This is a genomic window from Stenotrophomonas maltophilia, from assembly GCF_002799245.1.
GTDB classification, from domain to species: domain Bacteria; phylum Pseudomonadota; class Gammaproteobacteria; order Xanthomonadales; family Xanthomonadaceae; genus Stenotrophomonas; species Stenotrophomonas maltophilia_S.
In genome coordinates, this window is record NZ_NEQV01000002.1 from 255,209 (window position 1) to 269,376 (window position 14,168).

Sequence of the window (14,168 nt, forward strand, 5' to 3'; positions counted from 1 at the left end):
CATAGGCTCGGCTCTACAGGCGCTGCGCGATCAATCGCCGCCCTGGTCGGCGTTGGCCGCGCAGCTGAAACTCTTGCGCTTGTCCACCAGGCGGCCCATCAGGCGGTCGCTCAGCGGCAGCGCATCGCCGTTGAGGCGCCAGTCGTAGATCACGCTGAAGGCCAGCACGCGGGCCACGTACTCGCGGGTTTCCTTGTAGCTGATGGTCTCGATCCACAGGTCCGGATCGAAGCCCGGGCGCTGGCCCTGCCAGCGTGCGGTCGGGGTCGGGCCGGCGTTGTAGGCGGCGATGGTCACGTACGGCAGGCCGTCGTACTTGTTCATCAGCTGGCGCAGGTAGGCGGTGCCGATGGCGATGTTGGTGTCCGGGTCGTACAGGCTGTCGGCACCGCCGTAGCCGGTCAGGCCGATCGACTTGGCCACGCCGGCACCGGTGGCCGGCAGCACCTGCATCAGGCCCATCGCATTGGCAGGCGAGCGCGCGCGCGGGGTGAAGGTGCTCTCGGCGCGGATCTCCGCCGCCACCCAGGCCGGATCGATCGCGTTGCGTGCCGATTCGCGGCGGATGGTGGCGTCGTGGTGCAGCGGGAAGCGCAGGTCGTACAGGCGCTGTTCCTGCGGCTGCTTGCCGAGCGCGAACACGGCGCGGTCGAACCAGCCGTTGTCCTGCGCCACGCGTACGGCGAGGCGGCGCTGGGTGTTGTCGAAACGCGACAGCGCGCTGTTCCATTCGGCCACGGCCCAGCCGGCGCGATCGATCTGGTACAGCGCCATCGCGCGCTGGATGGCCGGGTCGCGCGCGATCACCGCCTGCGCCTGCGCACTGTCGTTCGGCTTCCACGGGCACAGCGTGTAGCCCTGCTGCAGCTTGTCGGCGGCGAGGAAACCGTGGAAGGTCGGTGCGCGCGCAGCCTCGCGGAACAGCGGCTGCGCCTGCTGGGCCTGGCCGGTCTTCTCCAGCATGCGGCCTTCGAAGTAGCGCCAGCGCGGGTCGCTGCGCTGCTTGCTGCCCATCTTGCGGATCGCCGTCAGCGCCGCCGGCCAGTCACCACGCGACATCGCTTCGCGCACGCGCCATTCGTGCAGGCGCTCGTCATACGCCGATTCCGGCACCGCGTTGAGGCGGCGCGCAGAATCGGGCAGGTAGGAGGCCACTGTCCACAGTGCGATCTGGTACAGCACCTGGCCCTGCTGGTCGGCACTCAGGCCCAGGGCCTGGGCGTACTGCGGCAGCTGCTGTTCGGTGGCAGCCGGGTCGGCCTTGGCCAGCTTGGCCAGGCCATCGGTGGCAATGCGCCGGCTGCGCTCGTTGCGTGGCCAGTTCAGTGCGCCGGCATTGGGCTTGTCGACAAAGGCGGCGTAATTGTTGGCCAGTGCCAGGTCGGTGGCAGGCAGTCCACGTGCGGCGCTGCGCATCACCGCCGGTTGCTGGGCGTCGGCGGCAGCGTCGATGCGTTCCCAGCGCAGGGCGTCACTCAGCCCACCCTGGGCCTGCAGCACGGCGAACACGGCGTCACAGGCATCCGGCAGCGATTTGCCGTTCTTGCGCCACAGGTCCTGCGCTTCGCTGATCCACTGCGGATCGACCTTGCCCGTCACCTGGCGCGCGGTCAGCTGCGCACAGCGCAGGCCGGCGTTGTCGGTGGGGGCCCAGTTGGCCAGCAGGGTCGGCCAGTCCTGGCGGCGTGCAACCGAGGGCAGCCACACGCTGCGGAACGTGCTGGCCACGGCCTGGCCGTCGTAGCGCTTGAGGAAGGCCTGCGCCTGCGCGGTATCGACGGTGTCGATGTTGCGGCGCAGGTTGGCGTACTCCAGCCAGCCATAGGCCGGATGGCGGCTGAGCGCGGCGGCCTGGCCAGGATCGAACTGGCCGCGTTCGGCGGCCGCGATCGCGGCCTTCAGCTGCGCGTTCTGGGCGTCGAGGGACTGGGCATTGGCGCAGCCGATCAGCAGCGTGGTGGCCAAGGGCAGCAGGGACAGGGCGGTCGAAGAGCGTCGGGTCATGGCGGGCAGCATAGCGGGCAATGGCTGAATTCAGTTTCGCATTGCGTGCACGCCGGGCGTCGGCAACGACAGCTGAATGAATCCGCGCAGGCCCCTGCCGCAGGTGATGGCAGGCGTCGTAACGTCGGCCTTGGGCGAACGGCCCGGCTGCAGGGAGCGGCACATGGCGTTCAGTAGCGCAGGAAGAAGCGGCCCGCTGGCGGACATCAATGTCACGCCACTGGTGGATGTAATGCTGGTGCTGTTGATCATCTTCATCGTGACCGCGCCGATCGTGGCCCGGCCGATTGCCGTGCAGTTGCCACAGGCCACCGATCGCACGCTCGATCGCCCCGAACCGCCGCCGCCGATCGAGCTGCGCCTGGATGCCTCGAACCAGCTCAGCTGGGATGGCCAGCCGATGGCCATCGGCGATCTGCAGGCGCGACTGCAGGCGCAGGCCGGCGAACATGCCGGCAACCTGCCGGAGCTGCGCATCGCCACCGACCCGTCGGCCGAGTACGAAGGCATGGCGCGGATACTGGCCGCCGCCGAGGCCACCGGCATGGAGCGCATCGCCTTCGTGCGGTGAGTTTCGCGCGGTGGTCCCGGCAACGGGCGGCCCGCCATCGGCGGGCCGCTCTTCCTGCGAGGGAACAGGGCATGCGATACGGAACACAGCGCGTGGCCTCGCTGATTGCCACCCCCAATCTGGCACCGCTGGTGGATGTGCTGCTGGTGCTGCTGGCACTGGTGATCACCACGCTGCCGATGGCGCAGGCAACCGGCCTGCTGGCGTTCCAGCAGCGCACCTCCTGCCCACCCTGGCCGGCGTCTTCGCCCCAGCCGATCAACCTGCGCATCGACGCCGCGGGCGCGGTGTTCTGGAATGGCCAGCCGCTGGACGGCCCCGCCTTGCAGCAGTACCTGGCACAGGCGCAACAGATGCCCCAGCAGCATCGCCCCTGGGTGCATCTGGCGACCTCCGACGACACCGATTACGCAGACATGGCGCGCGTGCTGCTGGCCGTCAGCCAGCATGGGCTGCGCGTGGACGCGGCGGGCAACTAGCGCCGGTACCGACAGGTCCGCTTGATGAACTGTGGCGGATCTCGGCGAGTGCTGTCGTAACCGGCATAGATGCGGAAGGCGGTGAACAGTACCGTCCGGTTCCAAACGGCCCTCATCTCACGCAAATGACCGTCAATTGCGTCAATTCCGCGTGAAAGAGTGTCGATCATCACGCCGTGATTTTTACCGCTTGTTTACAAAGGAGACGCTGCCGCCATGCAGGGGGGAGCGCGGCAGCCCATGTCCCGACATTCCTTTGGAGAGAGAGCGAATGAATCACCTGCACCACCGCCCGTTGGCGGTTGCCGTCACGCTGTGCGTGATGGCCCTGGCACCCTTGGGTGCCGCTGCACAATCCACCACCAACCTCGACGCGGTGGAAGTCACCGGTACCCGCATCAAGCGCGCTGAAGTCGAAGGCCAGGTCCCGATCCAGACCCTGACCCGCGGTGACATCGAACGCACCGGCCTGAACTCGATCAGCGAGGTGCTGCAGCAGCTCACCGGCTCCGGTTCGGCGCTCAATGCCAAGTTCAATTCGTCCGGCAACTTCGGCTTCCCGCCGGATGGCAGCGGCGTGGGTGCCGGTTCGGCGCAGGTCGACCTGCGCCATCTCGGTGCCAAGCGCGTGCTGGTGCTGGTCGACGGCATCCGCTGGGTCAATGAGTCGTCCGCATCGGGCGTCGGTGCGGCCACCGACCTCAACACCATCCCGCTGGCCATCGTCGAACGCATCGAGGTGCTGGAAGACGGCGCATCGTCGCTGTACGGCTCCGATGCCATCGCCGGCGTGGTCAACATCATCACCCGCCGCGACTTCGATGGCGGCCAGGTGACCCTGAACTATGGTGAGTACAGCAAGGGCGACGGCACGCAGAAGGGCGTGGACCTGGCGTGGGGCAAGAGCGGCGATCGCTACAGCCTGTTCCTCGGTGCCAGCTGGACCAAGCAGGACCCGGTGTTCGCCCGCGACCGCGAGCAGTCGCGCTTCCCGATCCCGGGGACCGGCCTGGCCTTCGGCAGCGGCGGCATTCCGCAGGGCCGCTTCGCCTTCGTCGATCCCAACACCGGCGCCGAGCAGGACATCGTGCCCAATACCGGCGTGAGCAGCCCGCGCTACGACGGCAGTGCCGGCTGCAACCGCACCGATGATTACCACTGCTTCACCAGCGCCGATCGTTTCAACTTCGCCGAATACAACATGGTGTTGACCCCGTCCGAGCGCAAGGGCCTGTTCGGCCAGTTCCGCTTCGACATCACCGACAACGTGCAGTGGTACATCAAGGCGCTGGGCAACCGCCGCGAGTCGACCAACCAGGCCGGCCCCGAGCCGCTGTTCTTCGGCCCCGACGGTGCCACCGGCAATCCGCTGGCCGACAACATCGTGGTCTCGCGCCTGAACCCGTACAACCCGTTCGGCTTCGACCTGGTGTCCTCGGGCAACATGAGCCTGATCGGGCGCCGCCCGGTGGAGGGTGGGGCACGCGTGTTCAAGCAGGAGGTCAACACGACCTATGTGGCCACCGGCCTGGTCGGCAACTTCCATGCCGCCGACCGCAGCTGGTACTGGGACGTCAACGGCATGTACAGCAAGAACAAGGCCGAACAGACCAACTACGGCAGCTACAACATCTACAACGTCAACATGGCGCTGGGTGATCCGGCGGTGTGTGCGGCAACGCCGGGCTGCGTGCCACTGAACATCTTCGGCGGCGTCGGCTCGATCACCCCGGACATGCTGAAGTGGATCCAGCCGGTGGTGCGTGATCGCAGCCAGAACGAGCTGAGCCTGTTCACCGCCAACCTGTCCAGCGACCTGTTCACCCTGCCGGCCGGCCCGGTGTCGTTCGCCAGCGGCTACGAGTACCGCAAGTACAAGGGCTGGTACCAGCCCGATCCGCTGACTGTGGCCGGCCACTACAATGGCGTGCCGTCGCAGCCGACGTCCGGTTCGTATGATGTCAACGAAGCGTACCTGGAGTTGAGCGTTCCGATCTTCGCCGACTCGCCGCTGGGCAAGAAGCTGGACCTGAGCCTGGCGGGCCGCTATTCGGACTACTCCACCTTCGGTGGCGAGTTCACCCCCAAGTACGGCCTGCGCTGGCAGGTGACCGACGACTTCGTGCTGCGCACCACCTATGCCGAGGGCTTCCGTGCACCGTCGATCGGTGAGCTGTACGGTTCGGCCGCGCGCGCCGACCTGCAGCTGTTCGATCCGTGCTCGGTGGGCCTGGGCGGTACGCCGCCACGCGGCAGTGCCGCCAACTGCGCCGCGCTCGGCGTGCCGGCCGGCTTCCAGCAGGCCAATTCGCAGATCTCGGTGACCACCGGCGGCAACCGCGAGCTGGAGCCGGAGCGCTCGCGCAGCTTCAGCGCCGGCTTCGTGTGGAGCCCGTGGTTCGGCAACAACGCGTCGTGGTCGGAGCGCTTCGACGTGGAAGTGACCTTCTACCGCCATGCCATCGACGGTGCGATCCAGGCGATCAACGCGCAGACCCAGCTGGACCTGTGCGTGGATACGCTCGACCCGGTGTACTGCAATGGCATCACCCGCGCCAGCACCGGTGCGGTCAGCAGCTTCAACAACCGCCTGACCAACCTCGGCTCGATCAAGACCGATGGCTGGGACGTGGACCTGTTCTGGACGTTGCCGCAGACCTCCGTCGGCCAGTTCAAGCTGGCCTGGAAGAACACCTTCGTCGGCCGTTACGAGGCCACCGGCGCGGCCGGCCAGAAGCAGCCGCAGAAGCCGGGCGTGGAAGTGGCCGACAGCTCCATTCCGGAGTGGACCAGCAACGCCAGCATCGCCTGGACGATGGACCGCTGGAGTGCGAACTGGACGGTGCGGCACATCTCCGAGCTGACCGAGAACTGCGGTGATGCCGTGGCGTTCCCGGTGTGCAGCAACCAGGCCGCCGGCACCAACACGCTCTCGGCCACCACCTTCCACGACATGCAGGTGGGCTACAAGATCGACTGGATGAAGGGGCTGCAGCTGACTGCCGGCCTGAACAACGTGTTCGACAAGGATCCGCCGATCTGCCTGTCGTGCTCGTTGAACGGGTATGACGCGTCGACCTACGACATCCCGCGTGGCCGTTACTGGTACCTGCGCGCGGATCTGCGGTTCTGATGTGACGGTGGCAGCGCCGGTCAATTCCGGCGCTGCCTTGCGGGTGTAGAGCCGAGCCCACGCTCGGCTGAATCTCTGAGCCGAGCATGGGCTCGGCTCTACAGGTGCGGGGCGGTCGTGCCCCGTGCCTGCTCAGAACGCCCAGGTAAAGGTCAGCGAACCATTGCGACCATCGCCATACGCACCGTAGCCGGTGATCTGCGAGAGATACTTCTTGTCCAGCAGGTTGTTGAGGTTGGCCTGCACGCTGAACTCCGGTGAGATGCGGTAGCGCACGAAGGCACTGACCAGCGCGTAGCCACTCTGCTCGATACGGCCATAGGCCGGCACCGGGTAGTAGATGCGGTTCTGCCAGTTGGCACCGCCACCGACGGTGAGTTCCTGCAGCGACTGCGGCGTGTAGCTGGTGAACAGCTTCAGTGCGGTCTGCGGCAGGTTGGTGTTGATGTCGGCGCCATTGATGTCCTTGGCCACGTAGCGGGAGGCGCCGAAGGTGGCATTCCAGCCCGGTGCCAGTTCGCCGTTGAGCTCGAACTCGAAGCCACGGCTGACCGTGCCGCGCGCGGCGCGATAGGCAAATTCGTTCTGGCTGCCGGGCACCGGCTCGCCAGTGATCTGGCCGACGTTGTCCTGTTCGATGCGGAATACCGCCAGCGAAGCATTCAGCCGGTTGTCGAACCAGGCACCCTTGACGCCCACCTCGTAGCTCTTGCCGTCGACCGGATCGAGGTAGCTGCCGTTGCGGTCCTTCAGCGTCTGCGGCTGGAAGATTTCGGTGTAGCTGGCGTAGGTCGAGTACGTGCCGTTGATGTCGAACACCAGGCCGGCGTACGGCGTGGTCACCTTGTGCGCGCGGTCAGCGCCCTCGCCCTCACTCTTCCAGTCGGTGTAGCGTGCGCCGATGATCAGCTTCAGCGGATCAGCCAGCGACAGGCGGGTGGCGGCATAACCGGCCTTCTGGGTGATCGTGCCACGGCTCTGCAGGCCGAGCGGCCCCCAGCCCGGCTCGCTGATGTTGCCGGTCCAGTTCAGATAGCTGGCGAACGGGTCCCAGGGCCGGCCTGGGCCACCGACCTGGTAGTCGCCGTAGTTGGCGTACTCGCGCTTGTTGTAGCTCAGGCCGGCCATGAACTGGTGCTCGCGGCCGAACAGCTGGAACGGGCCATCGACATAACCATCCACGCCGGTGACCTTGCGCTCGGTGTTGTAGAAGCCGGCCGAGGGCGAAATACCGGCTCCAGTGGTCTTGTCGAAGTTCGACGCGCCGGTGATCCAATCGTTGTACGCGGGGTAGAACAGCTTGTCGTCGGCCTTGGTCTCGTCATGCGTCGCGCCGAGCTTGAACTTCCAGCCATTGCTGAAGGCGTGCTGCAGGGTGGCGAACGCGCGCTTGCTGGTGGTGTCCCAGTAGGTCCAGTCCGGGCTGGCGTTGAACGATTCGTCGTAGCCGGTGCGCGAGCCGTCGGAGTACAGCATCGGGAAGCCGCCCCAGGTGGCGCCGTTGGCACGCTTCTGCTGGTAGTCGTAGCCCACGCTCAACTGGGTGTCAGGCGTCAGGTCGGCGTCGATCACCGCATAGCCCAGCGTCTTGCGCTGGTTGTAGCGGTCCATCTGGCCGTCGGTATCCAGGTAGCTGCCGATCACCCGGCCGCGCACGGTGCCGCTGGCGTTCAGCGCGCTGCCCACGTCCACGGTGGTGCGGGTGCGGCCCCAGCTGCCGACGTTCACCGACACGCTGCCGGTCAGCTCGGCGCTGTCGGCGTGCTTGCGGATCAGGTTCACCGATGCCGACGGATTGCCGGCGCCACTCAGCAGGCCGGTGGCGCCGCGCACCACTTCCACCCGGTCGTACAGCGCCAGGTCCAGCCCGGAATCGCCGTAGCTCCAGTTCTGCACCATCTGCGTGGGCAGGCCATCGAACTGGTACGCATCGATGTAGAACCCGCGTGCGTAGAACTCGGTGCGTTCGCTGTCGGACTGGGTGCTGGTGACGCCGGTGGTGTTGGCCAGCACGTCGATGATGTCGTCCAGCTTCTGATCTTCGATGCGCTGGTGGCTGATGATGCTGACCGACTGCGGGATCTCGCGCGGCGCGAGGTCGAAGCGGGTACCGGCCGAGGTGCGGCGTACCGAATAGCCTTCGGCGCGTTCACCCTTCACCACCACCTTGTCGAGGGTGGTCGGGTCGGCGGCGGTGTCGGCGAAGGCGGTCGGGGCCACGGCGCAGAGCACGGCAAGCACAGCAACGGACAGCCGTTGCGGCTGCGGGGTACGGAGGGTGGAACGGGTCATGGGGGTCCTGGGCGAGCACGCGCGATCGGCCGGCATCCAGGAGGCGAGGCGCTACGGGGTAGGGATAGGGCAGGCAGGCCGTCCTGGCGCCACCGGAAACGAAAGAATCGTAATACGAACTATTCCTATTTACAAATCATGAACAAGCCGGCCCGTTGTTCACGGGGTCGGGCGGGTCAGCGCAGCAGCGGCAGCGGATCGCGCGCGCCGTCGGTGCCGTAGATGCCCCAGTGCAGGTGCGGCGGGGTGCCCTTGGCGTTGCCGCTGTCGCCGACATGGCCGAGCAGGTCTCCGGGCTGCACCACCTGGCCGCGCGCAAGGCCCTCGGCCCAGCCGTCCAGATGGGCGTAGTAGTAGCGTTCGCGCCCGGGCCCGATCAGCCACACCTGGCGGCCACCTAGGCCGCGGTCGCTGACATCCACGATGACGCCGACGGTGGCACTGCGCACCGGGGTGCCGCGCCTGGCGAAGATGTCGATGCCGGCATGGGAGCGGTCACGGCCACGCGGCGCACCGAAGGTATCGGCGATCTGGCGTGGCCGGACGCCGTCCACCGGCACCGGCAGCTCGCTGGCCGGAGGCATCCGCGAGAGTGTCCACAGCTGCTTCGGCGCGGCGGCCCACGGGCTGTTCCACAGCGTCAGCACGGCAACGAGAGCAATGGCCAGGCACGTGCCGCGCAGCAGCCAGCGGCGCAGGCGACGGGCGGGGGAGGGCGATGTGTTCATGGTCTCCGACTGTAGCGTCGGGCCGTGCTCGACGGCATCTGCGCTAGGACAGCGGCACTTCGAAACTCCGCTTCAACGTACCCAGCGCGACCGACGTACGGAACCGCTCGATGTTGTCATCGCCGCCGAACAACCGCTCGGTGATCGCCTCGTACTCTTCCATCGACGCCGCCGAAAGCAGCAGCAGGAAATCGCCATCGCCGGTGATCGAGTAGCACTGCTGCACTGCCGGGTCGTCCTGCACGCGGCGCTTGAACGGCGCCACGCGTTCGCGCTGCTCGCTGACCACGCGCACCTCGACGATGATGGTCAGTGGCCGCCCGACCTTGGCGGCGGCGACCACCGCCACATTGGCCGTGATCACGCCGCTGTCCTGCAGGCGCTTGATGCGGCGCTGCACGGCCGGGGTGGACAGGTGCACGGCCTCGGCGATTTCGCGCTGCGGCAGGGCGTTGTCCCGCTGCAGCAGGTCGAGGATGGCGCGGTCGAAGCTGTCGAGCACAGGGGCGGTGGCCATGGCGAGCAGAAGTTGCACGAACGGGCTGTCAATTGAGCCAAGTGCTCGGCGCCGGCGCAATAGACTCTGCCCATGCAGACCTCACGACTTGCGCCGATGTTGCCGGCGCTGGCGGTGCTTGGCTCGGTCACCTCGCTGGCCATCGGCACCTCCTACGCAAAACACCTGTTCCCGCTGATCGGCGCCCAGGGCACCAGCGCGCTGCGCGTGGGCTTTTCGGCGCTGTTGCTGCTGCTGTTCTGGCGGCCATGGCGCTGGAAGACCAGCCGCGTGGATGCGATCACCATCCTGCGCTACGGGCTCACTCTGGGCCTGATGAACCTGCTGTTCTACATGGCCCTGCGCACGATCCCGTTCGGCATCGCGGTGGCCATCGAGTTCACCGGGCCGCTGACGGTGGCGATGCTGTCGTCACGACGACCGATCGACTTCGTCTGGGTGGGCTGCGCGGTGGTGGGGTTGTTGCTGCTGCTGCCACTGGGGGGCGGCCCGGCGCTGGACCCGGCCGGCGTGCTGTATGCGATGGGCGCAGCGGCGTGCTGGGGCCTGTACATCGTGTTCGGCAAGCGTGCCGGCCACCTGCACGCCGGGCATTCGGTGTCGCTGGGGCTGCTGGCGGCCTCGCTGGTGGTGGTGCCGGTGGGCGTGGTGCATGCCGGCGCCGCGCTGCTCGATCCGAAGATCCTGGCAGCCGGCCTGGTGGTGGCGCTGGTGTCCAGCGCGATCCCGATGTCGCTGGAGATGATGGCGCTCAAGCGCCTGCCGAAGGAGACGTTCGGCATCCTGATCAGCATGGAGCCGGCGGTGGCCGCGCTGTGGGCGATGCTGCTGCTGCACGAACACCTGCACGGGCTGCAGTGGCTGGCGATCGGCTGCACGGTGCTGGCCTCGGTCGGCAGCACCATGACCGCACGGCGATTGAAGGTGCCGATCGCCGCATGAAAAAAAGGGGACGGAGGGGATTAAGTCGTTAATGCATAAACGACTTAATCCCCTCCGTCCCCTTTTTGGTTCAGCGCAGGGCGTCGGCCGGGACGTCGATCGCCATCGCCAGCGCGAGGTGATCGGAGAACGCGGCCGGCACGGCTTCCACGGTGCGGGTGTGCAGGCCACTGCTGACCAGGATGTGGTCGATGGCGCGGTCGGGCCGCCAGCTGGGGAAGGTCGGCACGATGCAGCCCGGTGGCTGCAGCCGGGTCTTCTGGTACAGCACCTGCATTTCCGGGCGTTCTGCCAGGCAGTTGAAGTCGCCCATCAGCACCGCGTTGGGGTGGTCGGACAGCAGCTCGGCGATGAAGCCCAGCTGCGACATCCGGGAGCCCGCACCCAATGACAGATGGGCCACCGCCACCGCCAGGCCGTCGGTGCCGTCGCCGAACTTGGCCAGCAGCACGCCGCGCCCGCCGATGCGGCCGGGCAGGGCGTGGTCCTGCACTTCCACCGGCTCCAGCTTGCTCAGCAGGCCATTGGCGCTGGACGCGACCCCGCCCATGCGCCGGTTCGGCTGGTGGCTCCAGTAGTTGAAGCCGGCGCGCTGGGCCAGGTAGTGGGTCTGGTTGGTGAAGCCCGAGCGCAGGCTGCCCGGGTCGGCCTCCTGCAGGCCGACGATGTCATGTTCGCGTGCCAGGGTGGCGATCGCGTCCAGGCTGCTGCGCTTGCGACCCGCCGGCAGCGCATGCGACCAGCTGCGGGTCACATAGTCGCTGTAGCGGCGGGTACTGGAGCCGGCCTGGATGTTGGCCGTCAGCAAGCGCAGGGTCCGTGTACGGGGGGAATTCACGGCCGGGAAATGCTTCTCTTGGATCAGTGAGCCTGGGCCGCACCGCGTTCGCGGGCGATCAGGTGGTCGGCGATGCGCAGCATGTCCGGGAAGCTCTTGCCCTTCACCAGGTACTTGCCGTTGACGATGATCGACGGGGTGCCGCTGATCTGGCTGCGCTGGGCGAACTGCTTGGCCGAGTTGGTCTTGGCGTTCACCGCGAAGCTGCCCATGGTGGCGGCGAACTGCTTCGGATCCACGCCGTAGGCGGCATAGAACTTGGCGATGTCTTCCACCGAGTCACGGCCGCGCTCGCCCTTCAGGGTCTTCTGCGAGTGGATGGCGGCGTACAGCGCTTCGTGGGTCTTCTCCTGCACGCCCAGGGTCTGCGCGGCGTAGAAGGCACGGGCGTAGTCATCCCAGGTGCCGCCGAACATGGCCGGCACGTAGACGAAGTTCACGTCGCTCGGCAGGCCGGCCTTCCACGGGCCGACCAGCGGCTGGAACGCGGCGCAGGCCGGGCAGACGTAGCCGAAGATCTCGGTCACTTCGATCTTGCCGGCGGCCGGCTGGAACGGCTGGCCGTTCGGGATCACCTGATAGTCGGCGCCTTCCACCGGGGCCGGGCCGGTCAGCGCGGCGGTGGTCGGGGCCGGCGCGGCGGCCGGAGCCGCTTCGGCCGGGGCCTTGTCGCCTTCGGCGGCAGCCGGAGCGGTGCCTTCGTTGCCCGCGGCCGGCGCAGCAGCCGGTTCGGTGGTGGCAGCCGGGGCCGCAGCCGGTTCGGCCGGGGCCGCGGTGGTGTTGGTGCTGCCGTCGTCGGCCTTGCAGGCGGCCAGGATCGGCAGCAGCGCTGCGAGGGCGAGGGCGGCGAAACGGGTCTTCATGGAAACGTCTCCAGCATCTGGAAAGGTGGGGCCGGCGGCGGGCGCCGGCCAGAGGGAAATGATGACACGCGGCGGCGACAGCGCCGTGTCGGTGGTGGGGCTGGGTTCAGCGGCCGCGGGCGGCGCGGGCCTGGGCGATCAGCGCCGAGGCGATGCGCAGCTGGTCGTCGAAGCTGTTGCCACGCACCAGGTACTGGCCGTTGATGATGATGGCCGGGGTGCCCGGAACCTTGGTGCGCTGGGCGAACGCGCGCGCGGCATCGACCTTCTTCTGCACGGCATCGCCGCGCAGGGCCTGGATGTAGCGGTCCGGGGTCACGCCGTAGGCCTTGTAGAAGGTGGCGAGCTCATCGGCCGAGACGTTCTGCATCGGCAGCGAACCCTGTTCGTGCAGGGCCTTGAACACGGCGGCATGGCTGCGCTTGGCCACGCCGACTTCGTCAGCGGCGTAGTAGGCCAGTGCCCAGGCATCCCAGACGCCACCGAAGGCTGCCGGGACCGGGGTGAAGCGCACATCGGCCGGCAGCTTGGCCGCCCAGGCTTCCAGCTGCGGCTCGAAATGGGCGCAGTGCGGGCAGGTGTAGCCGAACACCTCGACCACCTCGATCTTGCCGGCCAGCGGCTGGAACGGGCCCGGCTGGGCGATGCGCTCGTAGTCTTTGCCCTCGACCAGCGGGGCATTGGCGGGGGTGGCGGCGCCGGCTGCCAGCGGCAGCAGCACCAGCACGGACAACAGCAGGCGGGAAATCAACCTCATCGACACGCATCTCCGTTGAAAAAAGCAACGCCGGCGCAGCCGCCGGCGTGAAGGAAACATACCGCAGCCGCGGGCCGACGTGGCGGCCCGGGCCGACCAGTGGTGGTCAGGGGGCGGCAGCCGGTTGTGCCGGAGCCGCCGCAGCGGCCACGTCATCGGCCTTGTTGTGCAGGCCCTGCAGGTAGCTCGACAGTGCCTGCACCTCCTGCTCGCTGAGCTTCTGCGCGACCGTCGCCATGATCTGGAAGTGCGCCTTGTCGGTCTCGTTGGTCTGGCCGGCCTGGTATTCCTGCAGGCGGCGCGCGACATAGCTGGCGTGCTGCCCACCGAGGTGCGGGTAGGCCGGGCCGGGATTGCCGGCACCGCTGGGGCCGTGGCAGGCCATGCAGGCCGGCAGGCCACGTTTGGCATCACCGCCGCGGTACAGCTGCTGGCCGATCTCGTAGAACTTCATGCCCTTGTAGGGGCCCTCGGTAACCGCCGTGTCGTCGGCGATGCCGGCGTTGGCCTTCTGCGTGGCGAAGTAGGCGCCGATATCGCGCATGTCCTGCGGGGTAAGGTTCTGCACGAACGGCACCATCGCCACCGCCGCGCCGGAACTGCGCTGGCCGTTGGCGATCAGGGCCATCTGCTGGGCCACGTAGCGTTCGCTCTGGCCGGCAATGGACGGGTACATCTCCACCGTGGAATTGCCGTCGGCACCGTGGCAGGCCGCGCAGGCCGTCGCCTTGGTCTGGCCGGCCTTGGCATCGCCCCAGTGGGTCTTGCTGAAATCCACCTCCAGCGAGGCGGTGCGGATCGGCCCGTTGTCGGGTAGCGGGGTCAACGTGGTCTGCGCGAACGCAGCGGCGGCAACGACTACAGCAGTGGCAAGGGCGGATACGGCAAGAACGCGAGCGTGGCGCATGCTAAAGCTCCGTATGGACCGGGCCGGGCGGTGGCCGCCGGCATCGCCCGGATTATCAACGGCGTTTCCGCGCACGGTCAACGCAGCAGTGCAGCAAAATGGCCGCGGAGGCCGCCGGCACGGGCGCGCGGCGCCGC

General features: G+C 67.7%; 12 protein-coding genes. 4 read left to right on the forward strand and 8 right to left on the reverse strand.

What is annotated here, in order from left to right; translation table 11 throughout:
• Positions 1–30: 30 nt before the first annotated feature.
• Positions 31–2,016 (reverse strand): transglycosylase SLT domain-containing protein, encoded by a 1,986-nt coding sequence (locus B9Y64_RS07155; protein ID WP_100440108.1) that lies wholly within the window; start codon positions 2,014–2,016, stop codon positions 31–33.
• Positions 2,017–2,167: 151 nt separating this feature from the next.
• On the opposite strand from B9Y64_RS07155, the gene B9Y64_RS07160 reads away from it, so the two are divergent.
• The 3 genes from B9Y64_RS07160 to B9Y64_RS07170 all read left to right on the forward strand — a co-directional run bounded on the left by B9Y64_RS07160 (position 2,168) and on the right by B9Y64_RS07170 (position 6,187).
• Entirely contained in the window at positions 2,168–2,575 is a 408-nt protein-coding gene (locus B9Y64_RS07160) for an ExbD/TolR family protein (protein ID WP_100440109.1), read from the forward strand.
• A 71-nt stretch (positions 2,576–2,646) separates the two neighbouring features.
• Entirely contained in the window at positions 2,647–3,054 is a 408-nt protein-coding gene (locus B9Y64_RS07165; RefSeq protein ID WP_100440110.1) for a biopolymer transporter ExbD, read from the forward strand.
• A 322-nt stretch (positions 3,055–3,376) separates the two neighbouring features.
• Positions 3,377–6,187: a TonB-dependent receptor gene (locus tag B9Y64_RS07170; protein ID WP_406753706.1), complete on the forward strand. Its 2,811-nt coding sequence runs from the start codon at positions 3,377–3,379 to the stop codon at positions 6,185–6,187.
• Positions 6,188–6,319: 132 nt separating this feature from the next.
• Here B9Y64_RS07170 and fhuE read toward each other — a convergent pair whose 3' ends face one another.
• The 3 genes from fhuE to B9Y64_RS07185 form a co-directional block, all read right to left on the reverse strand.
• Entirely contained in the window at positions 6,320–8,479 is a 2,160-nt protein-coding gene (fhuE, locus tag B9Y64_RS07175; protein ID WP_100440112.1) for a ferric-rhodotorulic acid/ferric-coprogen receptor FhuE, read from the reverse strand.
• 176 nt (positions 8,480–8,655) lie between these two features.
• Positions 8,656–9,207: a M23 family metallopeptidase gene (locus B9Y64_RS07180; RefSeq protein WP_100440113.1), complete on the reverse strand. Its 552-nt coding sequence runs from the start codon at positions 9,205–9,207 to the stop codon at positions 8,656–8,658.
• 43 nt (positions 9,208–9,250) lie between these two features.
• Complete coding sequence (locus tag B9Y64_RS07185) at positions 9,251–9,724, reverse strand: Lrp/AsnC family transcriptional regulator (protein WP_100440114.1); 474 nt, start codon at positions 9,722–9,724, stop codon at positions 9,251–9,253.
• 72 nt (positions 9,725–9,796) lie between these two features.
• On the opposite strand from B9Y64_RS07185, the gene B9Y64_RS07190 reads away from it, so the two are divergent.
• Positions 9,797–10,666, forward strand: coding sequence for an EamA family transporter (locus B9Y64_RS07190; RefSeq protein WP_100440115.1), 870 nt, complete (start codon positions 9,797–9,799; stop codon positions 10,664–10,666).
• 70 nt (positions 10,667–10,736) lie between these two features.
• On the opposite strand, the gene B9Y64_RS07195 is transcribed toward B9Y64_RS07190, so the two are convergent.
• The 4 genes from B9Y64_RS07195 to B9Y64_RS07210 form a co-directional block, all read right to left on the reverse strand.
• Entirely contained in the window at positions 10,737–11,474 is a 738-nt protein-coding gene (locus tag B9Y64_RS07195) for an endonuclease/exonuclease/phosphatase family protein (protein WP_202909057.1), read from the reverse strand.
• 53 nt (positions 11,475–11,527) lie between these two features.
• Complete coding sequence (locus tag B9Y64_RS07200; protein WP_100440117.1) at positions 11,528–12,367, reverse strand: thiol:disulfide interchange protein DsbA/DsbL; 840 nt, start codon at positions 12,365–12,367, stop codon at positions 11,528–11,530.
• Positions 12,368–12,473: 106 nt separating this feature from the next.
• Complete coding sequence (locus B9Y64_RS07205; protein WP_100440118.1) at positions 12,474–13,124, reverse strand: thiol:disulfide interchange protein DsbA/DsbL; 651 nt, start codon at positions 13,122–13,124, stop codon at positions 12,474–12,476.
• Positions 13,125–13,230: 106 nt separating this feature from the next.
• Complete coding sequence (locus B9Y64_RS07210) at positions 13,231–14,031, reverse strand: c-type cytochrome (RefSeq protein WP_100440119.1); 801 nt, start codon at positions 14,029–14,031, stop codon at positions 13,231–13,233.
• Between the last annotated feature and the right edge of the window lie 137 nt (positions 14,032–14,168).

Coding starts and splice junctions, on each gene's coding strand:
- B9Y64_RS07155 (WP_100440108.1), bottom strand. CDS start 2,016: ATGCTGCCCGCCATGACCCGACGCTCTTCGACCGCCCTGTCCCTGCTG.
- B9Y64_RS07160 (WP_100440109.1), top strand. CDS start 2,168: ATGGCGTTCAGTAGCGCAGGAAGAAGCGGCCCGCTGGCGGACATCAAT.
- B9Y64_RS07165 (WP_100440110.1), top strand. CDS start 2,647: ATGCGATACGGAACACAGCGCGTGGCCTCGCTGATTGCCACCCCCAAT.
- B9Y64_RS07170 (WP_406753706.1), top strand. CDS start 3,377: ATGGCCCTGGCACCCTTGGGTGCCGCTGCACAATCCACCACCAACCTC.
- fhuE (WP_100440112.1), bottom strand. CDS start 8,479: ATGACCCGTTCCACCCTCCGTACCCCGCAGCCGCAACGGCTGTCCGTT.
- B9Y64_RS07180 (WP_100440113.1), bottom strand. CDS start 9,207: ATGAACACATCGCCCTCCCCCGCCCGTCGCCTGCGCCGCTGGCTGCTG.
- B9Y64_RS07185 (WP_100440114.1), bottom strand. CDS start 9,724: ATGGCCACCGCCCCTGTGCTCGACAGCTTCGACCGCGCCATCCTCGAC.
- B9Y64_RS07190 (WP_100440115.1), top strand. CDS start 9,797: ATGCAGACCTCACGACTTGCGCCGATGTTGCCGGCGCTGGCGGTGCTT.
- B9Y64_RS07200 (WP_100440117.1), bottom strand. CDS start 12,367: ATGAAGACCCGTTTCGCCGCCCTCGCCCTCGCAGCGCTGCTGCCGATC.
- B9Y64_RS07205 (WP_100440118.1), bottom strand. CDS start 13,124: ATGAGGTTGATTTCCCGCCTGCTGTTGTCCGTGCTGGTGCTGCTGCCG.
- B9Y64_RS07210 (WP_100440119.1), bottom strand. CDS start 14,031: ATGCGCCACGCTCGCGTTCTTGCCGTATCCGCCCTTGCCACTGCTGTA.